The organism is Burkholderia sp. Bp9012 (assembly GCF_003853825.1).
In the GTDB taxonomy this organism is placed as follows: Bacteria; Pseudomonadota; Gammaproteobacteria; order Burkholderiales; family Burkholderiaceae; genus Burkholderia; species Burkholderia diffusa.
Window position 1 is genome coordinate 26,551 of record NZ_QTQA01000013.1, and the last position, 23,271, is coordinate 49,821.

A 23,271-nucleotide genomic window follows, 5' to 3' on the forward strand; every position below is an offset into this window, starting at 1 on the left:
GAACGGATTTCCATGACCTTGCCCTCGAAGCTGCTTCTGAAGCGCCCCGCCGCCGTGCGCGGCGCGCGCGCCTTCCCGGTCCGCCGTGCGCTCGGCGCCGCGCTGTTCGCCGCGTGGACCCTCACCGCCTTCCCGGCTCACGCGCAGAATCCGGCATCGGACGACGCGGAGCCGCAGGGCGCGTTCGAGCACGTAATGCCGGACGAGAAAAAGGATCTCCCGGGCGTCCCGCTGACGAGCCAGATCGTCTATCAGGTGCTGGCCGCCGAGGTCGCGCTCCAGCGCAACCAGCCTGCGCCGGCCTACCAGACCTACCTCGCGCTCGCCCGCGACACGCGCGACCCCCGCATGGCGCAGCGCGCGACCGAGATCGCGCTCGGCGCGCAAAGCCCGGCCGACGCGCTGTCCGCAGCCAATCTGTGGCGCCAGTACGCACCCGATTCGAACCGCGCATCGCAAGTCGACGCCGCGCTGCTCGTGCTCGCCGGCAAGCCGGCCGACGCGCAGCCGATGCTCGCGCGCGAACTGGCCCGCGCGACCGGTGAAACGCGCGGCCCCGCGATCCTCGCGCTGCAGGCACTGCTGGTGCGCGGCGCCGACCGCGTCGGCGGCCTCGCGGTGCTGAAGGACATGCTGAAGAACGACATGAACCGCCCCGAGGCGCAGCTCGCGATCGCGCGGCAGCAAATCGCGGTCGACGACAAGGAAGGCGCGGCGCAGTCGCTGAAGCAGGCGCTGCAGATCCGCCCCGACTATCTGCCGGCGGCGCTGATGCTGTCGCAGATGGGGCCCGCCGAGCGCGCGGCCGGCATCGCGTCGTTCGAGAAATATGTTCAGCAGAATCCGAAGTCGCGCGATGCGCGCCTCGCTCTGTCGCAGCTCTATCTCTCCGACGACCGCCTCGACGACGCGCAGAAGCAGTTCGAGACGATGCGCAAGCTCGACTCGAAGGACCCGACGCCGCTGATGGCGCTCGCGCTGATCAAGATCCAGCAGAAGAAGCTCGACGACGCGAGCGCGTACCTGAAACAGTACGTGCAGCTCGGCGACAAGCAGCCGAACCTCGACGTCGGCCAGGGCTACATCTACCTCGCGCAGATCTCGATCGAACAGGGCAACGATGCGCAGGCGTCGCAATGGCTCGACAAGGTCGACCAGACGAGCCAGCACTACCTGCCCGCGCAGATCACGCGCGCGCAGCTGCTGCAGAAACAGGGCAAGACCGACGAGGCACGCAAGGTGCTCGACGACCTGCCGATCAGCGATCCGCGCGATGCGGCCGTGGTCGCACGCACCGATGCGTCGATCCTGTTCACCGCGAAGCGCTATCCGGAAGCCGAGGCGCGACTCGCGCAGGCAGTCCAGGATTTCCCGGACGATCCCGACCTGCGCTACGACTACGCGATGGCGGCCGAGAAGACCGGCCACTACGCGGCGATGGAAAAGCAGCTGCGCGAGCTGATCCGCACGCAGCCCGACAACCCGCAGGCGTACAACGCGCTCGGCTATTCGCTGGCCGATCGCAACCAGCGCCTGCCCGAGGCCAGCAAGCTGATCGACAAGGCACTGTCGCTCGCGCCGAACGACGCGTACATCATGGACAGCCTCGGCTGGGTGAAGTACCGGATGGGCGACACGGCGGGCGCGACGAAGGTGCTGCGGCGCGCGTACGAGCTGCAGCCGAACGCCGAGATCGGCGCGCACCTCGGCGAAGTGCTGTGGAAGAGCGGCGCGCAGGACGACGCGCGCGTCGCGTGGCGTGCCGCGCAGAAGCTCGAACCCGACAACGACACGCTCGTGCAGACGCTCAAGCGCCTGCAGGTCAACGGCCTGTGATGCGGATGTTCCCGATGCTTTCCCCGTCTTCCCGCGCGCTGCGCGCGCTTGCCGCGGCTGGCGCCGCGCTCGCGCTCGTCGGCTGCGCGAGCACGCCGCCGTCGGCAAATGCGCCGTCGGGCGCCGTGCTGCAGACGGCCGCGACACACGCGTACCACGGCCGCTTCGCGGTGCAGTACAGTGACCGCCTCGGCCGACCACAGAACGTGTACGGTAACTTCGACTGGCAGGAGCACGGCGACGACGTGTCGCTCGAACTGCGCAGCCCGCTCGGCCAGACGCTCGCGGTCGTGAAATCGACGCCGCAGGCCGCATCGCTCGAACTGCCGAACCGCCAGCCGCAATACGCGACGGACGTCGGCGAACTGATGCAGAACGCGCTCGGCTTCTCGCTGCCGCTGGCCGGTCTGCGCTATTGGCTGCTGCCGACGCCCGCGCCCGCGACGCCCGCGCAGACGGTGCGCGACCCCGCGGACACGACGCACGTCAAGCAGATCCGCCAGGACGGCTGGACGATCGACTATCTCGCCTACGCGGACGCACCGGCGACGGGCGTCAAACGCGTCAACCTCGTGCGCGCGACGCCGCCGCTCGACATCAAGCTCGTGCTCGACCAGTAAGCACGTGAACCTAGCCCCGACATACGCATGACCGATTCGATCCGCTCGCTGCGCAACTGCCTTGCGCCCGCGAAACTCAACCTGTTCCTGCACATCACCGGCCGTCGACCGAACGGCTATCACGATCTGCAGAGCGTGTTCCAGCTGCTGAACTGGGGCGATACGCTGCACTTCACGCTGCGCGACGACGGTCGCGTCGCACGCGTCACCGACGTGCCGGGCGTGCCCGAGGAAAGCGATCTCGTCGTGCGCGCGGCCAACCTGCTGAAAACGCACACGGGCACCACGGCCGGCGTCGACATCGAGATCGACAAGCGCCTGCCGATGGGCGCGGGCCTCGGCGGCGGCAGCTCGGACGCGGCGACGACGCTGCTCGCGCTGAACCGCCTGTGGCAACTCGATCTGCCGCGCACGGAACTGCAGTCGCTCGCGGTGAAACTCGGCGCGGACGTCCCGTTTTTTGTTTTTGGAAAAAATGCGTTCGCTGAGGGTATCGGAGAAGAATTAGCTGAGGTAGAATTGCCGACTCGCTGGTTCTTGGTTGTGACGCCACGAGTTCATGTCCCCACCGCTGAAATTTTTTCAGATGAGTTGTTGACAAGAGATACGAAGCGCGTCACAATTACGGACTTTCTTGCACAGCAAAGCAGCGATGCGGGATGGCCAGACAGCTTCGGCCGGAACGACATGCAGCAAGTTGTGACAAGTAAGTACGCGGAAGTTGCGCAGGTGGTCAAATGGTTGTATGATGTGACCCCCGCGAGGATGACCGGCTCCGGAGCAAGCGTGTTTGCAGCGTTTCATAGCAGGCACGAGGCAGAAGCGGCGAAAGCCAAGCTGCCCACCAGTTGGAACGGTGCAGTTGCCGAGAGTCTGAACGAGCATCCGCTCTTCGCTTTCGCGTCATGAAGTTTTGCTTTATCGGATAGCCTACAAGTCCGGTGAAGTTATCAGTTGAGTGTAGGGGAGTCGCCAAGTTGGTCAAGGCACCGGATTTTGATTCCGGCATGCGAGGGTTCGAGTCCTTCCTCCCCTGCCAAAAATTTTCCCGCATTTCCCGCCTAAGCCTGAAGCAGGTGCACGATGAGCAGCCACAGCCATGATGGCTTGATGGTCTTTACTGGCAACGCGAATCCCGCGCTCGCCCAGGAAGTCGTCAATATCCTTGGAATTCCCCTCGGCAAAGCAATGGTCAGCCGTTTCTCCGACGGCGAGATCCAGGTCGAGATCCAGGAAAACGTGCGCGGCAAGGACGTCTTCGTCCTGCAATCCACGTGCGCGCCCACGAACGACAACCTGATGGAACTGATGATCATGGTCGACGCGCTCAAGCGTGCGTCCGCCGGCCGGATCACTGCCGCCATCCCCTACTTCGGCTATGCCCGCCAGGACCGTCGCCCGCGCTCGGCGCGCGTCGCGATCTCGGCGAAGGTCATCGCGAACATGCTGGAAATCGCCGGCGTCGAGCGGATCATCACGATGGATCTGCACGCCGATCAGATTCAAGGCTTCTTCGACATCCCGGTCGACAACATCTACGCAACGCCGATCCTGCTGGGCGACCTGCGCAAGCAGAACTACTCGGATCTGCTCGTCGTGTCGCCGGACGTCGGCGGCGTGGTCCGTGCCCGGGCACTCGCGAAGCAGCTCAACTGCGATCTCGCGATCATCGACAAGCGTCGTCCAAAGGCGAACGTCGCCGAAGTGATGAACATCATCGGTGAAGTCGAAGGCCGCACCTGCGTGATCATGGACGACATGGTCGATACGGCCGGCACGCTCTGCAAGGCCGCGCAAGTGCTGAAGGATCGCGGTGCGAAGCAGGTGTTCGCGTACGCGACGCACCCGGTTCTGTCGGGCGGCGCCGCCGACCGCATCGCCGCATCGGCACTCGACGAGCTGGTCGTCACCGATACGATCCCGCTGTCGGCCGAATCGCTGGCGTGCTCGAAGATCCGCTCGCTGACGAGCGCGAGCCTGCTGGCCGAAACGTTCTCGCGGATTCGCCGCGGCGACTCGGTGATGTCGCTGTTCGCGGAATCCTGATCGCGGAACGACACGACATAGCATGCGCGGAAAGCGAAGCGGCAACGCTTCGCTTTTTGCACAATCGGACGGGATAGACGAAGCCCCGTCCGTTTCATCGGGGGCCGCCATTTCGCCGGCCCCGTTTTACTGCCTGGTCGCGGGCAGCTAATGGAGAATCACATGAAAGTCGTCGCTTTCGAGCGCCAACAGCAAGGTACGGGTGCGAGCCGCCGCCTGCGCAACGCCGGTAAGACCACGGGTATCGTCTACGGTGGCGAAGCAGCCCCGCAAAAGATCGAACTCGATCACAACGCGCTGTGGCACGCACTGAAGAAGGAAGCCTTCCACTCGTCGATCCTCGACCTCGAAGTGGCTGGCCAGTCGCAACAGGTTCTGCTGCGCGACGTGCAATACCACCCGTTCAAGCAACTCGTGCTGCACGTGGACTTCCAGCGCGTCGACGCGAAGAAGAAGCTGCACACGAAGGTGCCGCTGCACTTCCTGAACGCTGAAGTCAGCCCGGCAGTGAAACTGTCGAGCGCAATCGTCTCGCACGTCACGACGGAAATCGAAGTCGAGTGCCTGCCGTCGGCTCTGCCGGAATTCCTGGAAGTCGATCTGTCGAAGATCGAAGCAGGTCAGTCGCTGCACGCGAAGGACATCGCACTGCCGAAGGGCGTGACGCTGGTCGCGCACGTCGACGCGGAAAACCCGGTTGTCGCATCGGCGACGGTCCCGGCTGGTGCCGTGTCGGACGCAGCAGGCGAAGGCGAAACGCCGGCTGCCTAAACGGCCGCCTACGCGCCCGTTCGATCCGTTTCGAGAAACGGTCGACACAACCCGCCGCGGCTTGCCCGGCGGGTTTTTCTTTTTCTGCGCCCAGGCGGGCGCTGCCGCCTACGAAACGTCATGATCAAACTGATCGTCGGCCTCGGCAATCCCGGGGCAGAATATACTGCGACGCGCCACAACGCCGGCTTCTGGCTGATCGACCAGCTCGCCCGCGAAGCAGGCGCGACGCTGCGCGACGAGCGCCGCTTCCATGGCTTCTACGCGAAGGCGCGCCTGCACGGCGAGGAAGTCCACCTGCTCGAGCCGCAAACCTACATGAACCGCTCCGGCCAGTCGGTCGTCGCGCTCGCGAGTTTCTTCAAGATCCTGCCCGACCAGATCCTCGTCGCACACGACGAACTCGATCTGCCGCCCGGCACGGTGAAGCTGAAGCTCGGCGGCGGCAGCGGCGGTCACAACGGTCTGAAGGACATCACCGCGCATCTGTCGTCCCAGCAGTACTGGCGCCTGCGCATCGGCATCGGCCATCCGCGCGACCTGATCCCGGAAGGCGCGCGCGCCGGCGCGAAGCCCGACGTCGCAAACTTCGTGCTGAAGCCGCCGCGCCGCGAAGAGCAGGACGTGATCGACGCATCGATCGAGCGCGCGCTCGCCGTCATGCCGATGGTCGTCAAGGGCGAACTCGACCGCGCGACGATGCAGTTGCATCGCAACTGACTGCGCACCGCACCGGCATGGTGCAACGTGCCGTCCGGCGCCGCCGGGCGGCGTCTCGGTCGTGCGCAATCGCGCACCGCCGCATCCACATGCGGTAATCTGGTTGTTTTTGCCCGTCAGGAGCCAAGCGGTGAGCCGTTACTGGAGCGACATCGTTCAGCAACTCGTGCCTTACGTGCCGGGCGAACAGCCCGCGCTCGCACACCCCGTCAAGCTGAACACCAACGAGAATCCCTATCCGCCTTCGCCGCGCGTCGTCGCGGCGATCGCACGCGAACTCGGCGACACCGGCGACACGCTGCGCCGCTATCCCGACCCACTCGCGCGCGCACTGCGCGAGACGGTCGCGGCCCATCATCGCATCAAGCCCGAGCAGGTCTTCGTCGGCAACGGCTCCGACGAGGTGCTCGCGCACGCGTTCCAGGCACTGCTCAAGCATGACCGGCCGCTGCGCTTTCCCGATATTTCGTACAGCTTCTACCCGACCTACGCGCGCCTGTACGGTGTCGAGACCGCAATCGTGCCGCTCGCGGACGACTTCTCGATCCGTGTCGAAGACTATCTCGACGATGTGGGCGGCGTGCTGTTTCCGAACCCGAACGCGCCGACCGGGCGCGCGCTGCCGCTCGCGGACATTGAGCGGATTGCGGCCGCGAACCCGTCGTCGGTCGTGTTGATCGACGAGGCGTACGTCGATTTCGGCGCGCAATCCGCGATCACGCTGATCGACCGCCATCCGAACCTGCTCGTCGTGCACACGACGTCAAAGGCGCGCTCGCTCGCGGGCATGCGCGTCGGCTTCGCGTTCGGCGATGCGGCGTTGATCGACGCACTGAATCGTGTGAAGGACAGCTTCAATTCCTATCCGCTCGACCGGCTCGCGCAGGTCGCCGCGCAGGCGGCATACGAGGACACCGACTACTTCGGTGCGACCTGCCGACGCGTGATCGACAGCCGCGCGCGGCTCACGCACGCGCTGGAGGCACTCGGTTTCGACGTCGTGCCGTCGAGCGCGAATTTCGTGTTCGCGCGCCATCCCGCGCACGATGCGGGCACGATCGCGGCAAAGCTGAAGGATCGGGAAATTTTCGTACGGCACTTCCGGGCGCCACGCATCGACCAGCATTTGCGCATCACCGTCGGCACCGACGCCGAATGCGACGCGCTCGTCGCGGCATTGCGCGACCTGATCGGCTGAAGCGAAGGGAGAAGTGGAACCGGCGCCGAACGGCGCCGGTCAGGGAATTCATGCCGTTGCGACGCGCGCGTCACCGCACGGTCACTGCGCGTCGTCGCCCTTCGCGGCGGTCAACGCGTGATACTTCGCCATCAACTGCGCGTGCGATTCCTCATGCTGCGGATCGCGCGGAATGCATTCGACCGGACACACCTGCTGGCACTGCGGTTCGTCGAAATGGCCGACGCACTCGGTGCACTTGTTGGGGTCGATCACGTAGATATCCGGGCCCATCGAAATCGCGCCGTTCGGGCACTCTGGCTCGCACACGTCGCAATTGATGCACTCGTCGGTAATCATCAAAGACATACTGATCTCACTTCTTCAGGCCAGCGGCCGGCTTCGCAGCGAAACCGGCCGGCGCCGCGTCACGCGGCCGGGCCTCCCATCGCGGCGACTTTCTCGGTCAGCCACTTCTCGACGGACGGGAACACGAACTTGCTGACATCGCCGCCCAACTGCGCGATTTCGCGCACGATCGTCCCCGAGATGAACTGATACTGATCGGATGGCGTCATGAACATCGTCTCGACGTCGGGCAGCAGATAGCGGTTCATGCCGGCCATCTGGAACTCATATTCGAAATCGGACACGGCACGCAGGCCGCGCACGATCACGCGCGCGTTGTTGGTGCGGACAAAGTCCTTCAGCAGGCCCTTGAAACCCATCACCTTCACGTTCGGATAATGGCCGAGCACCTCGTTCGCAATCTTCAGACGTTCTTCCAGCGAGAAAAACGGCTTCTTCGCGCGGCTGTCGGCAACACCGACCACCAGCGTATCAAAAATGCTCGATGCACGCCGCACGAGGTCTTCGTGCCCGCGTGTCAGCGGATCGAACGTACCGGGATACACGGCGACTACCATGTCGCTCCTCCTGTCATCACGCAAACGGGGTGGCAGCCGTGCGACGCGCACGCCGCTGCCGAGATGGGCATGCGTCGCCTTTGCGGCGCGCCGCCTCGTATGGAACGCGCATTATTCATCATTTTCGCGCCGCAGCAAATGAAAGTGAACCACACCCGCCTTGCCGTGCTTCACCACCTGCCAACCGGCCAGCGCTTCGTGGGCGGCCGGGTCGAGCTCCGCGCCCGTCTCGACGTACAGGGCGCCCTCCGGCGCGACGAGCGGCGCCGCCAGCGCGATCGCGCGATCGAGTACGGCCGGCTCACCGAACGGCGGATCGAGGAACACGACGTCGAACGCACCCGGGGTCAGCCCGGCCGCGAGCCGCAGCGCGTCGGCTTCCGCGACCTCGACCGAGCGTGCGCCGAGCTTGTCCTTGATCGCGCGCAGTTGCTGCGCCGCGCGCGGGTGGCGCTCGACCATCACGACGCTCGTCGCGCCGCGCGACGCGGCCTCGAACCCGAGCGCACCGGTGCCCGCGAACAGGTCGAGGCAGCGCCGGCCTTCGAGATCCTGGCCGAGCCAGTTGAACAGCGTCTCGCGCACGCGATCGGGCGTCGGCCGCAGGCCGTCGAGATCGAGCACGGCGAGCGGCGTGCGTTTCCAGTCACCGCCGATGATGCGGATCGTGTGCGGCTTGCCGCGGCCAGGGGGGGCCGTCGGGCGGCCGGAAGAGGAACGGGACATACGGAATATCGACAACGGGGGGACCGGGTGCGCAGGAGGGCGCACCGCCAAACAGGCGCACGTTACCACAGCGGCGGCACCGGCTGACGCGAGTGCGCCGCCGCACTGATAAAATGCACGGTTTCGGCCGCCATGCACACGCACGACGGCCCGTCCGGCGCTGCGCCCTAGCGGCGCCCCGCCCTCTTCCCGACGTCAGACCATGTTCAGCTTCTTCAAACGATTCAAGAAAACGCAGGAGCCCGACTCCGCGGAATCGCAATCGATCGATGCGCCGCGACCGGACGAACCGTCCGACACGCGCCAGGCGATCGAAGCGCCGCAAGCACCCGCGCAACCGCAGCAGGCCGCGCCTGCCGTCGTGATGACGGTCACGCCGACCAACGACGGCAGCGACGAAGTCGTCGAAGCGGTCGAGATCGTGCCGCCGCCGACGCAGGACGCCTCCGCGAAGAAATCGTGGCTCGCGCGCCTGAAGTCCGGCCTCGCAAAGACGGGCTCGAGCATCACCGGCGTATTCGTCAATACGAAGATCGACGAGGACCTGTACGAAGAGCTCGAGGCCGCGCTGCTGATGTCCGACGCCGGCGTCGATGCGACCGAGTACCTGCTCGGCGCGCTGCGCGAGAAGGTGCGCGCTGGCCGGCTGACCGATCCGCAGCAGGTGAAGGGCGCGCTGCACGACCTGCTCGTCGAACTGCTGAAGCCGCTCGAGAAATCGCTGATGCTCGGCCGCGCGCAGCCGCTCGTGATGATGATCACGGGCGTGAACGGCGCAGGCAAGACCACCAGCATCGGCAAGCTCGCGAAGCACCTGCAGAGCTTCGACCAGTCGGTGCTGCTGGCTGCGGGCGACACGTTCCGCGCGGCCGCGCGCGAACAACTGGCGGTCTGGGGCGAGCGCAACAACGTGACGGTCGTCCAGCAGGAAAGCGGCGACCCGGCCGCCGTGATCTTCGACGCGGTCAGCGCGGCGCGCGCGCGCAGGATCGACGTGATGATGGCCGACACGGCCGGCCGCCTGCCGACGCAGCTGCACCTGATGGAAGAGCTGAAGAAGGTGAAGCGCGTGATCTCGAAGGCGCACGATGGCGCGCCGCACGAGGTGCTGCTCGTGATCGACGCGAACACGGGCCAGAACGCGCTCACGCAGGTGAAGGCATTCGACGATGCACTCGGCCTCACGGGCCTGATCGTCACGAAGCTCGACGGCACCGCGAAGGGCGGCATTCTCGCCGCGATCGCGCGGCAGCGCCCGGTGCCCGTCTACTTCATCGGCGTCGGCGAGAAAGTCGAGGACCTGCAGCCGTTCAGCGCAGTCGAATTCGCGGACGCGCTGCTCGACTGAACGCCGCCGGCCCGCACCGCACGGGGCGCCTTCGGGCGCCCTTTTTTCATGCACGTCCGGAAGCCGTCAGCCGGCGGCTGGCTGACCCACGGCGTCATTCGGCGTCATTCGGCGTCGGGCTGCGCGCCGGGCTCGGCGGCCTTGAACGCGTCCAGCGTCGACGCATGATCGGCGATCCGCTGGATCGTCGGAAAGCGCGTCGTGTCGATCGAGAAACGGTTCGCGTTGAACACCTGCGGCACGATGCAGATATCGGCGAGCGTCGGCGTGTCACCGAAGCACAGCTTGCCGGTGCGCGGATCGTTCGCGAGGCGCGTCTCCAGCGATGCGAAACCCGCCTCGATCCAGTGCCGGTACCAGTCGTTCTTCGCTTCCTCGGACACCTTCAGCGAGTGCTTCAGGTACTTGAGCACGCGCAGGTTGTTCAGCGGATGGATCTCGCACGCGACCTGCAGCGCAATCGCCCGCACATATGCGCGGTCGACCGGCTGCTTTGGCAACAGCGCCGGTTCGGGATGCGTTTCCTCGAGATATTCGATGATCGCGAGCGATTGCTGCAGCGTGGCATTGCCGTCGATCAGCGTCGGCACGACCGCATCCGGATTCACCGCGCGGTAGGCGTCCTTCAATTGCTCGCCGCCGTCGCGCAGCATGTGCACGGGAACCGTGTCGTACGGCAGCTGCTTCAGGTTCAGGGCGATCCGCACGCGGTACGACGCGGAACTGCGGAAATAGCTGTAGAGCTTCATGGGATGTCTCTCTGGTTCGTATTCGGCCGGCGACTGCGTCCGCGGCGCACGCGGCACCGCCGGGAACCCGAGTTTAGCGCGCCGCGCCGCGTCGGCGCGCGCGGCCGTGCCCGTGCGATACTCGGGGCATTCCTCACCGCTCACCGCGCGGCCCGATGCCGGCCGCCCGCCCCACGCCCCGATGACCGCTCCCCTCGACCCAGCAACCTCGCCGTTTCCTTGCGCCCGCTTCATCAAGGAAATCGGCCGCGGCCCGCACGGCGCACGCGCGCTGTCCGCCGAAGACACGTTCGAGCTCTATCGCGCGATGCTCGATGCGCGCGTGTCGGACGTCGAACTCGGCGCGATCCTGATCGCCTATCGCCTGAAGGGCGAAAGCGCCGACGAACTGGCCGCGATGCTCGCCGCCGCGCAGGCGTCGTTCGAACCCGTGCACGTGCAGGACGCCGCGTTCCGCCCGGTGTCGATCCCGAGCTACAACGGCGCGCGCAAGCAGCCGAACCTGGTGCCGCTGCTCGCGCTGCTGCTCGCGCGCGAAGGCGTACCGGTGCTCGTACACGGTGTCGAGCGCGATCCGGGCCGCGTGACGAGCGCGGAGATCTTCTCTGCGCTGTCGATCCCGCCGTCGACATCGCACGACGCGATCGAGGACACGCTCGCGGAGCGCCGCGTCGCGTTCGCGCCCATTGACGCGCTGGCGCCGCGCATCGCGCGTCTGCTGTCGCTGCGCGGCGTGCTCGGCGTGCGCAACTCGACGCACACGCTCGTGAAGATCCTGCAGCCGTTCGCGCCGGCCGGGCTGCGGCTCGTCAACTACACGCATCCGCCGTACCGCGACAGCCTCGCGCAACTGTTCCGCGATCATCCGGACGCCGCACTGGGCGGCGCGCTGCTCGCGCGCGGCACCGAAGGCGAAGCGGTGGCCGACACGCGGCGCCAGGTGCAGGTCGACTGGCTGCACGACGGCGTGTGCGACATGCTGATCGAGCCAGAGCGCTCGTCGAGCGACGCGCCGCCTGTGGCGCTGCCCGAATCGCGCGACGCGGCCACCACGGCCGCGTGGACGGACGCCGTGCTGCGCGGCGAAATTCCGGTACCCGACACGCTTGCGCGGCAGGTCGAGACGATCGTGCGGATCGTACGAATCGAGCGGACAGCCCGGCTCGCACCGTGACCGGCGTCCCGGGCCGGCACGCCGTCGCGCCGGCCTTTCAACCGACCATTTGACACGCGCATGCATCCTGACATAGAGTTGTCGCCATGCGTTCCTTTCCGAACACCCTCCGAATTACCTCCGGCCGCCTAGCGCGGTCGCTATCGCTACGACTAGCCTAAGGCTGTCGTAGCGCCGTGTGCTGTCCGCACGGTCCCTCCCTGCAGTTCCTCGCAGCACCCTTCTCGCAGTTTTTACAACCCGAAGTCGTCAGCATTCGTCCGTCTATCCGTCGGCCGATTCGCGAAGATCATCCGCATCCGCAGCGCGTTTCCGGCGCCACGGTGCGAGGCAGCGCCACCCGTCGCCCATGCCGCCCGTCTTCGCTCGCGACTTGAGACCCGAGGTCCAGAAGATGAAGCGCAACCCGCAAGACAAGTACCGTCCGTTCGAACCCGTCCGCATCAATGGCCGCCGCTGGCCGACCCGCACCATCGAGCGTGCGCCCGTCTGGATGAGCACCGACCTGCGCGACGGCAACCAGTCGCTGATCGAGCCGATGAGCATCGAACAGAAGCTGGAATTCTTCGACATGCTGGTCGCGATCGGTTTCAAGGAGATCGAAGTCGGTTTTCCGTCGGCGTCGCAAACCGATTTCGATTTCGTCCGCAAGCTGATCGACGACAAGCGCATTCCCGACGACGTGACGATCGAAGTGCTCGTGCAGTCGCGTGAAGACCTGATCGCTCGCACCTTCGACGCGCTCGAAGGCGTGCCGCGCGCGATCGTGCACCTGTACAACGCGATCTGCCCGTCGTTCCGGCGCATCGTGTTCGGGATGTCGAAGGACGACGTGAAGGCGCTCGCGGTCGAGGGCACGCGACTCATCAAGGAACACGCGGCGGCCCGCCCGGACACGCACTGGACCTACCAGTACTCACCGGAAACCTTCAGCATGACCGAGCTGACGTTCGCGCGCGAGGTGTGCGACGCGGTCGCGCAGGCGTGGCGGCCGACCCGCGATCACAAGATGATCGTCAACCTGCCGGCGACCGTCGAAGCCGCGAGCCCGAACGTGTTCGCCGACCAGATCGAGTGGATGGACCGCAACCTCGCGTATCGCGACAGCATCGTGCTGTCCGTGCATCCGCACAACGATCGCGGCACCGCGGTCGCGGCCGCGGAACTCGCGCTGCTCGCGGGCGCCGACCGCATCGAGGGCTGCCTGTTCGGCAATGGGGAGCGCACCGGCAACGTCGATCTCGTCACGCTCGCGCTGAACCTCTATACGCAGGGCATCGATCCGGGCCTCGATTTCTCCGACATCGACGCGGTGCGCCGTGTGGTCGAGCGCTGCAACCAGATTCCGGTGCATCCGCGCCATCCGTACGCAGGCGACCTCGTATTCACCGCGTTCTCGGGCTCGCACCAGGATGCGATCCGCAAGGGCTTCGCGCAGCAGCGCCCCGACGCGGTGTGGGAGGTGCCTTACCTGCCGATCGACCCGGCCGATCTGGGCCGCAGCTATGACGCGGTCATTCGCGTGAACAGCCAGTCCGGCAAGGGCGGCGCGACGTTCCTGCTCGAACGCGGGATGGGCTTCACGCCGACGCGGCGCGTGCAGATCGAATTCAGCCACGCGGTGCAGACACTCGCCGATGTCTCCGGCGAGGAAGTGACCGGCGACGCGATCTGCGCGCTGTTCGCCCGCGAATTCTTCGAGACCGCCGGCCCGGCCGCGCGCCATGGCGACGCCGCACGCTGGCAGAACCGCGACATCGCGGGCGCACCGCCGGCCGACGCGACACCGGAAGAGGTCGTGCAACGAATGGCCGCGGCCTTCGCGACGGCGGCCGGCGCAACGGTCGACGTCGCCTCGTGCGAACACGCGCGCACGACGGACGGACGAATCGCGGTATCGGTCGGCTGCCGGGTCGGCGATGCGCCGCTGCGGCACGGCGTCGGAGTGCATGCCGATGCGACGAGCGCCGCGCTCGATGCGGTCGTCAGCGCGATCAACCGTTCGGCCTGGCAGTGCGCCGACCGCCGTGCGGCGGCCTGACCGGCAGGTTTTCGCTTCAGGGTTCAAACGTCAAGCGAGCGGTGCGTGACCGCCCGTGCTGCGCGCAATCCGCGCCGCACGGGCAATAAAAAGTGGCCCAGAAGGCCGCTTCGGTCGGGACACGAAAAAGGAGCGCCACGCGCGCTCATGTCTCGGTCGCGCACCGCGTCGCCTGCCACGCCAGCAGACGCCACTGCCCCTGCTCATGGGTATGGACGGCGGTATAGGCGATCGGAAACACCAGCCCGCCGTTGTTCGTTTCCATCTCGATCAGAGCGCGCCCGGTGACGACGCAGGTTGCGTCACCGACGGGAAGCAGATCCTGCGACTGGATTTCGATCTGGCGATAGCGGCGGCGGCCGGCGACGATGGCGTCGATGAACTGCTGCTTGGTTTCGCGTTTGCCGTTGGTGTGCACGAAGAACACCTTGTCCGACAATTGCGCATCGAGCGCCTCGCCGTCCCCGTCGACCATCGCCCGGAACCGATCGCGCTCGAGTGCGCGAATCGCATCGACCACCTTCGCCATCGCCTGACTCCTCGGCAACGCGCCCGCCGTGCGCGGGCGTGCGGATCAGAAGTTGTACTGCACGTAGAACTGGTGGAAATTTATACCAGGATTCGGCTCTTTGATACCCGCGTTAGACACATGTTGAAAACGGTAGCCGAGCTGGTACTGTTGCCGTTCTCCGAACTGCGCGCCGACACCGGCGACGTCCACGAACTGGAACGACGTCGCCAGCGACAGTTTGTTGGAGATCGTCGGGGAAGTCAGGAAGCGGATGCCGGCGCCGGCCTCGATGAACGGACGTACCTGGCCCGCGCTCTTGATGAAGCGGAACATCGGCGTCGCGCCGAATTCACCGATGCTGCCATGAACATTGCCGCCCGTGTGCCAGTAGCCGGCGTGGCCTTCCATCACGAACGCGAAGTGCCAGCCGCCGATTTCCCACCAGTTCCAGCCCGGATCCCACACGACGCCGAGATCGGCCTTGTCGATCCCGTGGCGATCGGAAAACCCGCCGCCCGCCTGGATTCCCCATCGATCCGCGAACGCCGCACCCGATCCGCCCAGCAGCGACGCCGCCAGCAGCGCATGCAGCGCAAGCCGGCTACGGGGCCGGCAATTCTTCTTATTGTTCATCAGACACTCCAACTTTGTGGATTGAATGGAGCCTTGCCGCAGCGGCCGGGCCCGAGCGAACTGAATGGTATGGTAAAGGACTTTTCGGATCGGCATCACGAAGCGAAATTGTTTGCTTCCAAAACTACAAAAATCGAAACCGTCTACTGATTACTATCAGAAACAACAACTTACGGAACTTCCTCCGGTCAGCCTTGTCGCAAATTAGACTATCGATTCGACAAGTTCGATAGAGAATCGGGAACTTGCATGCCCCCGCCCCCTCTAAGGAATTAGCACTCAGATTACGGGAGTGCTAAGATGAGCCTCGGAATCTCATCCGAGACCAGGGGTTTGTCCCTGATTCCAAAGGAGTTTTTTAGTGAGCTACGCCCTGACCCTTCCGAACACCCTGAGCCCGACGCCGGCCAAGGCCGAATCGGCAGGCTCGCTGGCGCTCGCAACTCAATCGATGTTGCCGGGCCAGCTTGGCAACATCGACGCGTACATCCAGGCCGTCAACCGGATCCCGCTCCTGACCGCCGAAGAGGAACGCCAGTACGCGACCGAATTCCGCGAAGACAACAACCTCGACTCGGCACGCCGCCTCGTGCTGTCGCACCTGCGGCTTGTCGTGTCGATCGCGCGCAACTACCTCGGCTACGGCCTGCCGCACGGCGACCTGATCCAGGAAGGCAATATCGGCCTGATGAAGGCTGTGAAACGTTTCGACCCGGCGCAAAACGTGCGCCTGGTGTCGTATGCGATCCACTGGATCAAGGCCGAGATCCACGAGTACATCCTGCGCAACTGGCGGATGGTGAAGGTCGCGACGACGAAGGCGCAGCGCAAGCTGTTCTTCAACCTGCGCAGCCACAAGAAGAGCATGCAGGCGATGACGCCCGAGGAAATCGACGGCCTCGCGCAGGAGCTCAACGTCAAGCGCGAAGACGTGACCGAGATGGAAACGCGTCTGTCGGGCGGCGACATCGCGCTCGAGGGCCAAGTGGAAGACGGCGAGGAGTCGTACGCACCGATCGCCTACCTGGCCGATTCGCACAACGAGCCGACCGCCGTGCTCGCCGCGCGTCAGCGCGACATGCTGCAGACGGACGGCATCGCGCAGGCGCTCGAGGCGCTCGACGCGCGCAGCCGCCGGATCATCGAGGCGCGCTGGCTGAACGTCGACGACGACGGCTCGGGCGGCTCGACGCTGCACGATCTCGCGGCCGAGTTCGGTGTGTCGGCGGAACGCATCCGCCAGATCGAAGCGAGCGCCATGAAAAAGATGCGCACGGCACTCGCCGAATACGCCTGACTCCCCGATTTAGAGCGCTTTACCCAAAACCGCTGCCCGCCCGGCAGCGGTTTTTTTTCGTCTGTGGTTTCGCCTCGATCGCCCCGCATTAATCGATCGTATTGATCGGGTATCGGGCAAATTCCGGCCCCTTCCGCATAACCTTGATCTACCTCAAGTTTTGACATGCGCTTCGCGACGGTCTGCCGCAGCGCAGCACTCGGCATCGGAAAGCCGGCATTTTAAAATTGGCATGTCGGCTTAAAAGGATTAAAACAGCTTAACCGCCGTCATAAATCCGACGTAGAGTCGCCCCAAAACCCACGTAAATCGATTCAGGATAATCACCTTGATCTCGATCAATAAAGAGCCTGCGCCGCCTCCCCCGCAGGCCACCGGCACGCTCGGCTGGCGCGCGCGCATCGCCGCGTGGGCTCGCGGGCCAACCCTCGCCCGCGACATCACCCTGGTGTTGATCGTCAAGCTGATCCTTTTGATGTCGCTCAAATACGCATTCTTCAATCATCCGCAGGCTGAGCACATGTCGCTTCCGCCTGCCGCCGTCGCCGAGAAGTTGCTCTCGGTACCGGCGCCCGCATCTACCGAGGGAGACCACCATGATAAGCAGTGAAGTCGTCGATCTGTCACGTCTGCAGTTCGGCATCACGGCGCTCTACCACTTCCTGTTCGTGCCGCTGACGCTCGGCCTGTCCTGGCTGCTCGTCATCATGGAAGCCGTCTACGTGATGACCGGCAAACAGGTCTACAAGGACATGACCCAGTTCTGGGGCAAGTTGTTCGGGATCAACTTCGCGATGGGCGTGACGACCGGCATCACGCTCGAATTCCAGTTCGGCACGAACTGGTCGTACTACTCGCACTACGTCGGCGACATCTTCGGCGTGCCGCTCGCGGTCGAAGGGCTGATGGCGTTCTTCCTCGAATCGACGTTCGTCGGCCTGTTCTTCTTCGGCTGGAACCGCCTGTCGAAGGTCAAGCACCTGATGGTCACGTTCCTCGTCGCGCTGGGCTCGAACCTGTCCGCGCTGTGGATCCTCGTCGCGAACGGCTGGATGAACAACCCGGTCGGCGCCGAGTTCAACTATCAGACGATGCGCATGGAGCTGACGAACCTGTTCGACGTGCTGTTCAACCCGGTCGCGCAGGTGAAATTCGTGCACACGGTGTCGGCCGGCTACGTGACGGCTGCGATGTTCGTGCTCGGCATCTCGTCGTGGTATCTGCTGAAAAAGCGCGACACCGATTTCGCGCTGCGCTCGTTCGCGGTCGCGGCCGGCTTCGGCCTCGCGTCGACGCTTTGCGTGATCGTGCTCGGCGACGAGTCGGGCTACACGACCGGCGAAGTGCAGAAGATGAAGCTCGCCGCGATCGAGTCCGAATGGGAAACGCAGCCGGCACCCGCATCGTTCACGCTGATCGGCCTTCCGAACCAGGAAGAACAGCGTACCGACTACGCAATCAAGATTCCGTACGCGCTCGGCCTGATCGCGACGCGCTCGGTCGACGAACCCGTGGTCGGCCTGCGCGAACTCGCGAAGCACAGCGAGGAGCACATCCAGAGCGGGATGGTCGCGTACGGCGCACTGCAGAAGATGAAGGAAGGCGACACGAGCGCGGCCACGCGCGAACTGTTCGACCAGCACAAGCAGTATCTCGGCTACGGGCTGATGCTCAAGCAGTTCACGCCGAACGTGGTCGATGCGACGCCCGAGCAGATCAAAGCCGCCGCGAAGAAGACGATCCCGCCGGTCGCGCCCGTGTTCTTCTCGTTCCGGATCATGGTGTTCCTCGGTTTCCTGTTCCTCGCAACCTTCGTCGCCGCGTTCTGGTTCTGCGCGCGCCGCCAGTTGCTGCAGGACAACCGCCGCTGGTTCCTGCGCTATGCGGTGTGGGCGATCCCGCTGCCGTGGCTCGCCGCGGAATTCGGCTGGGTCGTCGCCGAGCTCGGCCGCCAGCCCTGGACGATCGCGGGCATCCTGCCGACGCATCTGTCCGCGTCGAGCCTCACGCCCTCGGACCTGTACCTGAGCCTCGCCGGTTTCATCGCGTTCTACACGGCGCTGTTCATCATCGAGATCAAACTGATGTTCAAGTACGCACGCCTCGGCCCGTCGTCGCTGCATACCGGCCGCTATCACCACGAACTCGCCGCGGCCAGCGAGCGCGCTCCGGCCTGAGCACGCACCTGAAACGGAACAAGGAATCGCTATGGACTATGCAACTCTCAAGCTGATCTGGTGGCTGCTCGTCGGCGTGCTGCTGATCGGCTTCGCCGTCACCGACGGCTTCGACATGGGCGCGACCGCGCTGCTGCCGTTCCTCGGCAAGACCGACGAGGAGCGCCGCATCATCGTCAACACGGTCGGCGCGACGTGGGAAGGCAACCAGGTGTGGCTGATCACGGCCGGCGGCGCGATGTTCGCCGCCTGGCCGCTCGTCTATGCCGCGTCGTTCTCCGGCTTCTACTTCGCAATGCTGCTCGTGCTGTTCGCGCTGTTCTTCCGGCCGGTCGGCTTCGACTATCGCAGCAAGCGGCCCGACCCGCGCTGGCGCGCGGGCTGGGACTGGGGCCTGTTCGTCGGCGGCTTCGTGCCGGCGCTGGTGTTCGGCGTCGCGTTCGGCAACCTCCTGCAGGGCGTGCCGTTCAAGTTCGACAGCGACCTGCGCGTAACCTACTACGGCGGCTTCTGGGCATTGCTGAACCCGTTCGCGCTGCTCTGCGGGCTCGTCAGCCTCACGATGCTGGTCGCGCACGGCGCCGCGTTCATCAAGATGAAGACCGACGGCGTGATCGCACGCCGCGCGTCGGTCGCGCTGCGCGTGTCGGCGCTCCTCGCGGTCGTGCTGTTCGTGCTGGCCGGCGTGCTGATCGCGTCGACCATCGGCGGCTTCCACATCACGCACGCCGCGCCGACCGACACGGTCGCGAACCCGCTGCTCAAGGACGTCGCCGCCGGCTCGGGCCTGTGGCTCGCGAATTACGGCGAGTATCCGTGGATGATCGCGGCACCCGTGGTCGGGATCGCGGGCGGCCTGCTCGCGCTGCTGCTCGCCGGCTCGAAGCAGGAAAAGACGGCGTTCTTCTGCACCGGCCTGATGATCGCCGGCGTGATCCTGACCGCAGGCTTCTCGATGTTCCCGTTCATCATGCCGTCGTCGCTCGACCCGCGCAGCAGCCTGACCGTGTGGGATTCGACGTCGAGCCACAGGACGCTGCAGGTGATGCTGTTCGCGGTGATCGTATTCCTGCCGATCATCCTGCTCTACACGAGCTGGGTGTACCGCGTGATGCGCGGCAAGGTCACGCATCAGTCGCTCGAAGAGAACAAGCACTCGATGTATTGAACCCGGCCGGGGCGCATGCGCGCCCTCGCCCACCGTTTCGCAAGGAGTCGGATCATGTGGTATTTCAGCTGGATTCTCGGTATCGGCGTCGCGCTGTCGTTCGGCATCGTCAACGCGATGTGGCTCGAAGTGCGGCAGAAGCCGCAGGAAGCGCCGGTGCGCGCACGTCGCGACTGACCGCGCGCGGGAGGCGCACCGCCCCTCCCGTCAGGAACGAACCTCGCGTCACGCGAGGTTTTTTTTCGTCCGTACCATCGGTGCACCCGCGATTCCTCGATGCCAATTTAGCGCCAGATTGATACCACTTGAATACCAATCAAAGGTTTCATAAGATCTTTGAACACGGCCGCCGACAGGCCGAATCCATCGGGTGGGGGAGACATGCGAATCCCGTGTCTGGCGCGCGCCTGCGCGCCGAGTTGCCATGCGTATGCGGCAGCGTCTGCCGTTGCGATCATGCGCGGCCGGTCGAACGCGGCCTGCTGCGGCCGCATCGTTGCCGCGGCGTTTACCGTGCGCCGCCGATGAGCACCCATATGCCGCCCCGCCGATCCGATCGGCACGCGTGCCCGTCTCCCGTTCCGTAACGCACGCCCCTGCGTGCCGAATGCGCGCGGTGCAGCCGCATCGCCCCGTGCGCGGGTATCTCCCGCAGCTCCATTGAAAGACCCCGATCGCAGCGACGTCGCCCCACGACGCCGCTGCGCCTACCTTTTTCTCAGGAGTTCGAATGAAGCACACCTTGCCATCCTTCGTTGCCGGCCTGTTGATCGCAGCGCTGCCGCCTGTCGCGATCGGCGCGCAGCCGACGCCGACCGCCGCCGTCGCGACTGCCGGCATCGCACATCCAGCCGCGCAAGCGGCCAGTCTCGCGACGCTTCTGTCGAACGACCTCGCGCTGCGCGTCGCCGTCGACAACAACCACGCGGCCGCGGCCGGCGTGCCGTGCGCCGATCTCGGCGCCGACGGCGCGGCCTGCGCGACCGGCCGCCTGATCCTGCAGAACCGCGGCCACCAGACGATCGCCGACGGCGGCTGGAAGCTGTACCTGCACAGCATCCGACGCCTGCTGCGAATCGATCGTCCGGGCTTCGCGCTGCGGCGGCTCACCGGCGACCTGTACGAGCTGACGCCGCAGCCGGGCTCGGTGCGGCTAGCGCCCGGCGAACGCATCGAACTGCCGTTCGTCGCCGAATACTGGCTGCTGCGCTACAGCGACGTGATTCCGCGCCCGTACGTCGTCGTCGACGGCGCACCGCCCGCCGTGCTCCGCTACAACGACACCGACGACGAGCTCCGCTATGTCGAATCGCTGCCGGCCGACGCGCAAAACAATTCGACCGGCAACGCGCCGCCCGTGGCGGCACGCCCCGACGCGAGCCGCGCGCTGCCGAGCGTGAAGCGCGAACAGCGGCTGCCCGGCACGCTCGACCTGCGCGGCATCGAGCTCGCGCTGCCGGAGTTGCCGGACGTGCAGGTCGCGGCGCTGCGCGAACGTGCGACGACACTCGGGCTCGACGGCGCGCGCGTGCCGGTCCGCGGTGCCGTCGCACCGCGCCGGCTGCCGGCCGACATTGCGGTGCCGGGCGGGTACCGGCTCGCGATCGGGCCGCGCGGCGTGCTGATCGAAGGCTACGATCGCGCGGGCCTCTACTACGGCGTGCAGACGCTCTACTCGCTCGCGCCCGCCGGCGGCGGCCCGATCCCGGCGATGCTCGTCGAGGATGCGCCGCGCTTCACGCATCGCGGGATGCACGTCGACCTCGCGCGCAACTTCAAGCACCCGGCGACGCTGCGCCGCCTGATCGACCAGATGAGCGCGTACAAGCTCAACCGCCTGCATCTGCATCTGTCCGACGACGAGGGTTGGCGTATCGAGATTCCCGGCCTGCCGGAGCTGACCGAAATCGGTTCACGCCGCTGTCACGACCCGAGCGAGACACGCTGCCTGCTGCCGCAACTCGGCTCGGGCCCCGACAACCGCTCGGGCGGCGGCTACCTGACGCGCGACGACTACGTGGCGCTCGTGCGCTACGCAGCTGCCCGCTTCGTCACGATCATCCCCGAGATCGACATGCCCGCGCATGCGCGTGCGGCCGTCGTGACGATGGAGGCGCGCTACCGGCGGCTGCATGCGGCTGGCCGCGAGCAGGAAGCGAACGCGTACCGGCTGCTCGATCCGCAGGACACGACGAACCTGACGACGGTGCAGTTCTACGACCGGCGCAGCGACCTGAACCCGTGCGTGCCGGGCGCGCTCAATTTCGCATCGAAGGTGATCCGCGAGATCGCGGCGATGCATGCGGACGCGCAGGCGCCGCTGCACACCTGGCACTACGGCGGCGACGAGGCGAAGAACATTTTCCTCGGCGCGGGCTTCCAGCCGCTGAACGGCACCGACCCGAACAAGGGGCGCATCGATGTCGCCGCGCAGGACAAACCGTGGGCGCGTTCGCCCGCGTGCACGGCGCTGCTCCAGCGCGGCGAGATCAAGTCGATCGACGAGTTGCCGACGCGTTTCGCGAAACAGGTGAGCGCGGCGGTCGACGCGAACGGAATCGACACGATGGCCGCGTGGCAAGACGGCATCAAGCATGCAAACGGGCCCCAGGACTTCAGCACGCGACACGTGATGGTGTCGCTGTGGGACACGATCTTCTGGGGCGCATCGGACAGCGCGCGCGATCTGAGCGGCAAGGGCTACCTGACGGTGCTCGCGCTGCCCGACTACCTGTACTTCGACTTCCCGTACACGCTCAACCCGCGCGAACGCGGCTACTACTGGGGCTCGCACGCGACGGACGAGTACAAGGTGTTCTCGTTCGCGCCCGAGAACCTGCCGCAGAACGCCGAAGTGATGGGCGATCGTGACGGCAACGCGTTCGAGGTGACGGGCTCGGGCCCCGCGCCGCGCATCGAAGGCATGCAGGGGCAGGCGTGGGGCGAGGTGATGCGCAACGACACCTTCCTCGAATACATGGCCTATCCGCGGCTGCTCGCGCTCGCCGAGCGCGCGTGGCACCGGGCCGACTGGGAGCTGCCGTATGCGGCCGGCGTGCGCTTCAAGCGCGGCGACACGCATCACGTCGACCTGGCCGCGCTGCAGCGCGACTGGGCCGGCTTCGCGACGCTGCTCACGCAGCGCGAATTGCCGAAGCTCGACCGGGCCGGCATCGGCTACCGGAAGCCGACCTTCACGCTGACGAATCCGTGAACGGTGAAGCGGTTGAGCAACTGAGCGGTTGCTGATCCACGCAAACGGTGCGCGGTGCGGACGAATGCATCGCGCACACGCCCCGCCAAGAAAAAACGGCTTGCGACGTATCGCAAGCCGTTCTCGTTTTACCGACC

At 65.8% G+C, this 23,271-nt stretch carries 23 protein-coding genes and 1 tRNA gene; 17 read left to right on the top strand and 7 right to left on the bottom strand.

Annotated features, from left to right (window positions below):
• Positions 1–12 precede the first annotated feature (12 nt).
• From DIE11_RS18870 to hisC, 8 genes are all read left to right on the top strand, one after another.
• Positions 13–1,836 carry a tetratricopeptide repeat protein gene (locus tag DIE11_RS18870; RefSeq protein WP_124626297.1) on the top strand — a complete coding sequence of 608 codons (1,824 nt, stop codon included), beginning with the start codon at positions 13–15 and terminating at the stop codon, positions 1,834–1,836.
• Positions 1,836–2,456: a lipoprotein insertase outer membrane protein LolB gene (gene lolB / locus DIE11_RS18875; protein ID WP_124626472.1), complete on the top strand. Its 621-nt coding sequence runs from the start codon at positions 1,836–1,838 to the stop codon at positions 2,454–2,456. The genes DIE11_RS18870 and lolB overlap by 1 nt, the downstream gene beginning before the upstream one ends.
• A gap of 27 nt (positions 2,457–2,483) precedes the next feature.
• Positions 2,484–3,365, top strand: coding sequence for a 4-(cytidine 5'-diphospho)-2-C-methyl-D-erythritol kinase (ispE, locus tag DIE11_RS18880; protein ID WP_124626299.1), 882 nt, complete (start codon positions 2,484–2,486; stop codon positions 3,363–3,365).
• 53 nt (positions 3,366–3,418) lie between these two features.
• Positions 3,419–3,495 (top strand) — tRNA-Gln (locus DIE11_RS18885).
• 44 nt (positions 3,496–3,539) lie between these two features.
• The gene (locus DIE11_RS18890; protein ID WP_006483739.1) at positions 3,540–4,502 is read left to right on the top strand and encodes a ribose-phosphate pyrophosphokinase; all 963 of its coding nucleotides are present in this window, start codon (positions 3,540–3,542) and stop codon (positions 4,500–4,502) included.
• Between the two features lie 162 nt (positions 4,503–4,664).
• Complete coding sequence (locus DIE11_RS18895; RefSeq protein ID WP_059598854.1) at positions 4,665–5,273, top strand: 50S ribosomal protein L25/general stress protein Ctc; 609 nt, start codon at positions 4,665–4,667, stop codon at positions 5,271–5,273.
• Positions 5,274–5,393: 120 nt separating this feature from the next.
• Positions 5,394–5,993 (top strand): aminoacyl-tRNA hydrolase, encoded by a 600-nt coding sequence (gene pth / locus DIE11_RS18900; protein ID WP_059451462.1) that lies wholly within the window; start codon positions 5,394–5,396, stop codon positions 5,991–5,993.
• Positions 5,994–6,123: 130 nt separating this feature from the next.
• Entirely contained in the window at positions 6,124–7,191 is a 1,068-nt protein-coding gene (hisC, locus tag DIE11_RS18905; protein WP_124626301.1) for a histidinol-phosphate transaminase, read from the top strand.
• A gap of 81 nt (positions 7,192–7,272) precedes the next feature.
• Here the strand turns inward: hisC and DIE11_RS18910 are convergent, their stop codons facing one another.
• The 3 genes from DIE11_RS18910 to rsmD form a co-directional block, all read right to left on the bottom strand.
• On the bottom strand, positions 7,273–7,539 hold the full coding sequence (locus DIE11_RS18910) for a YfhL family 4Fe-4S dicluster ferredoxin (RefSeq protein WP_059598842.1): 267 nt from the start codon (positions 7,537–7,539) through the stop codon (positions 7,273–7,275).
• A gap of 59 nt (positions 7,540–7,598) precedes the next feature.
• Positions 7,599–8,096 (bottom strand): pantetheine-phosphate adenylyltransferase, encoded by a 498-nt coding sequence (gene coaD, locus DIE11_RS18915; RefSeq protein WP_006398238.1) that lies wholly within the window; start codon positions 8,094–8,096, stop codon positions 7,599–7,601.
• A gap of 111 nt (positions 8,097–8,207) precedes the next feature.
• Entirely contained in the window at positions 8,208–8,822 is a 615-nt protein-coding gene (gene rsmD, locus DIE11_RS18920) for a 16S rRNA (guanine(966)-N(2))-methyltransferase RsmD (RefSeq protein ID WP_124626303.1), read from the bottom strand.
• A 202-nt stretch (positions 8,823–9,024) separates the two neighbouring features.
• Between rsmD and ftsY the strand changes: the two genes are divergently transcribed.
• Positions 9,025–10,170, top strand: a complete 1,146-nt coding sequence (ftsY, locus tag DIE11_RS18925; RefSeq protein ID WP_124626305.1) for a signal recognition particle-docking protein FtsY — start codon at positions 9,025–9,027, stop codon at positions 10,168–10,170.
• A gap of 104 nt (positions 10,171–10,274) precedes the next feature.
• Here ftsY and maiA read toward each other — a convergent pair whose 3' ends face one another.
• Positions 10,275–10,919, bottom strand: a complete 645-nt coding sequence (maiA, locus tag DIE11_RS18930) for a maleylacetoacetate isomerase (protein ID WP_124626308.1) — start codon at positions 10,917–10,919, stop codon at positions 10,275–10,277.
• Between the two features lie 181 nt (positions 10,920–11,100).
• On the opposite strand from maiA, the gene ybiB reads away from it, so the two are divergent.
• Positions 11,101–12,093 carry a DNA-binding protein YbiB gene (gene ybiB / locus DIE11_RS18935; RefSeq protein ID WP_124626310.1) on the top strand — a complete coding sequence of 331 codons (993 nt, stop codon included), beginning with the start codon at positions 11,101–11,103 and terminating at the stop codon, positions 12,091–12,093.
• A 394-nt stretch (positions 12,094–12,487) separates the two neighbouring features.
• A complete protein-coding gene (leuA, locus tag DIE11_RS18940) occupies positions 12,488–14,134 on the top strand; it encodes a 2-isopropylmalate synthase (RefSeq protein WP_124626312.1) in 1,647 nt (548 codons plus the stop codon).
• 145 nt (positions 14,135–14,279) lie between these two features.
• Here the strand turns inward: leuA and DIE11_RS18945 are convergent, their stop codons facing one another.
• Both DIE11_RS18945 and DIE11_RS18950 read right to left on the bottom strand, forming a co-directional pair.
• A complete protein-coding gene (locus DIE11_RS18945) occupies positions 14,280–14,663 on the bottom strand; it encodes a nuclear transport factor 2 family protein (protein WP_059464474.1) in 384 nt (127 codons plus the stop codon).
• A 45-nt stretch (positions 14,664–14,708) separates the two neighbouring features.
• A complete protein-coding gene (locus tag DIE11_RS18950) occupies positions 14,709–15,278 on the bottom strand; it encodes an acyloxyacyl hydrolase (RefSeq protein WP_124626314.1) in 570 nt (189 codons plus the stop codon).
• A 361-nt stretch (positions 15,279–15,639) separates the two neighbouring features.
• Between DIE11_RS18950 and rpoH the strand changes: the two genes are divergently transcribed.
• The 5 genes from rpoH to cydX all read left to right on the top strand — a co-directional run bounded on the left by rpoH (position 15,640) and on the right by cydX (position 20,097).
• Complete coding sequence (gene rpoH, locus DIE11_RS18955; RefSeq protein ID WP_059541288.1) at positions 15,640–16,575, top strand: RNA polymerase sigma factor RpoH; 936 nt, start codon at positions 15,640–15,642, stop codon at positions 16,573–16,575.
• Positions 16,576–16,903: 328 nt separating this feature from the next.
• Positions 16,904–17,185 (top strand): cytochrome oxidase putative small subunit CydP, encoded by a 282-nt coding sequence (gene cydP / locus DIE11_RS18960; protein WP_124626316.1) that lies wholly within the window; start codon positions 16,904–16,906, stop codon positions 17,183–17,185.
• Positions 17,172–18,752: a cytochrome ubiquinol oxidase subunit I gene (locus DIE11_RS18965; protein WP_124626318.1), complete on the top strand. Its 1,581-nt coding sequence runs from the start codon at positions 17,172–17,174 to the stop codon at positions 18,750–18,752. Before cydP ends, DIE11_RS18965 begins: the two co-directional genes overlap by 14 nt.
• Before the next feature lie 31 nt (positions 18,753–18,783).
• On the top strand, positions 18,784–19,920 hold the full coding sequence (gene cydB / locus DIE11_RS18970) for a cytochrome d ubiquinol oxidase subunit II (protein WP_059598851.1): 1,137 nt from the start codon (positions 18,784–18,786) through the stop codon (positions 19,918–19,920).
• A gap of 54 nt (positions 19,921–19,974) precedes the next feature.
• Positions 19,975–20,097 carry a cytochrome bd-I oxidase subunit CydX gene (gene cydX / locus DIE11_RS18975; RefSeq protein ID WP_059598852.1) on the top strand — a complete coding sequence of 41 codons (123 nt, stop codon included), beginning with the start codon at positions 19,975–19,977 and terminating at the stop codon, positions 20,095–20,097.
• Between the two features lie 107 nt (positions 20,098–20,204).
• Here the strand turns inward: cydX and DIE11_RS36405 are convergent, their stop codons facing one another.
• A complete protein-coding gene (locus DIE11_RS36405) occupies positions 20,205–20,483 on the bottom strand; it encodes a hypothetical protein (protein ID WP_185633786.1) in 279 nt (92 codons plus the stop codon).
• A gap of 167 nt (positions 20,484–20,650) precedes the next feature.
• On the opposite strand from DIE11_RS36405, the gene DIE11_RS18985 reads away from it, so the two are divergent.
• On the top strand, positions 20,651–23,134 hold the full coding sequence (locus DIE11_RS18985) for a family 20 glycosylhydrolase (protein ID WP_124626320.1): 2,484 nt from the start codon (positions 20,651–20,653) through the stop codon (positions 23,132–23,134).
• Positions 23,135–23,271: the final 137 nt, after the last annotated feature.

Excerpts from the sequence above, each read along its gene's own strand:
- DIE11_RS18870 (WP_124626297.1), top strand. The coding sequence starts at position 13 with ATGACCTTGCCCTCGAAGCTGCTTCTGAAGCGCCCCGCCGCCGTGCGC.
- lolB (WP_124626472.1), top strand. The coding sequence starts at position 1,836 with ATGCGGATGTTCCCGATGCTTTCCCCGTCTTCCCGCGCGCTGCGCGCG.
- ispE (WP_124626299.1), top strand. The coding sequence starts at position 2,484 with ATGACCGATTCGATCCGCTCGCTGCGCAACTGCCTTGCGCCCGCGAAA.
- DIE11_RS18890 (WP_006483739.1), top strand. The coding sequence starts at position 3,540 with ATGAGCAGCCACAGCCATGATGGCTTGATGGTCTTTACTGGCAACGCG.
- DIE11_RS18895 (WP_059598854.1), top strand. The coding sequence starts at position 4,665 with ATGAAAGTCGTCGCTTTCGAGCGCCAACAGCAAGGTACGGGTGCGAGC.
- pth (WP_059451462.1), top strand. The coding sequence starts at position 5,394 with ATGATCAAACTGATCGTCGGCCTCGGCAATCCCGGGGCAGAATATACT.
- DIE11_RS18910 (WP_059598842.1), bottom strand. The coding sequence starts at position 7,539 with ATGTCTTTGATGATTACCGACGAGTGCATCAATTGCGACGTGTGCGAG.
- coaD (WP_006398238.1), bottom strand. The coding sequence starts at position 8,096 with ATGGTAGTCGCCGTGTATCCCGGTACGTTCGATCCGCTGACACGCGGG.
- rsmD (WP_124626303.1), bottom strand. The coding sequence starts at position 8,822 with ATGTCCCGTTCCTCTTCCGGCCGCCCGACGGCCCCCCCTGGCCGCGGC.
- ftsY (WP_124626305.1), top strand. The coding sequence starts at position 9,025 with ATGTTCAGCTTCTTCAAACGATTCAAGAAAACGCAGGAGCCCGACTCC.
- maiA (WP_124626308.1), bottom strand. The coding sequence starts at position 10,919 with ATGAAGCTCTACAGCTATTTCCGCAGTTCCGCGTCGTACCGCGTGCGG.
- ybiB (WP_124626310.1), top strand. The coding sequence starts at position 11,101 with ATGACCGCTCCCCTCGACCCAGCAACCTCGCCGTTTCCTTGCGCCCGC.
- leuA (WP_124626312.1), top strand. The coding sequence starts at position 12,488 with ATGAAGCGCAACCCGCAAGACAAGTACCGTCCGTTCGAACCCGTCCGC.
- DIE11_RS18945 (WP_059464474.1), bottom strand. The coding sequence starts at position 14,663 with ATGGCGAAGGTGGTCGATGCGATTCGCGCACTCGAGCGCGATCGGTTC.
- DIE11_RS18950 (WP_124626314.1), bottom strand. The coding sequence starts at position 15,278 with ATGAACAATAAGAAGAATTGCCGGCCCCGTAGCCGGCTTGCGCTGCAT.
- DIE11_RS18965 (WP_124626318.1), top strand. The coding sequence starts at position 17,172 with ATGATAAGCAGTGAAGTCGTCGATCTGTCACGTCTGCAGTTCGGCATC.
- cydB (WP_059598851.1), top strand. The coding sequence starts at position 18,784 with ATGGACTATGCAACTCTCAAGCTGATCTGGTGGCTGCTCGTCGGCGTG.
- cydX (WP_059598852.1), top strand. The coding sequence starts at position 19,975 with ATGTGGTATTTCAGCTGGATTCTCGGTATCGGCGTCGCGCTGTCGTTC.
- DIE11_RS18985 (WP_124626320.1), top strand. The coding sequence starts at position 20,651 with ATGAAGCACACCTTGCCATCCTTCGTTGCCGGCCTGTTGATCGCAGCG.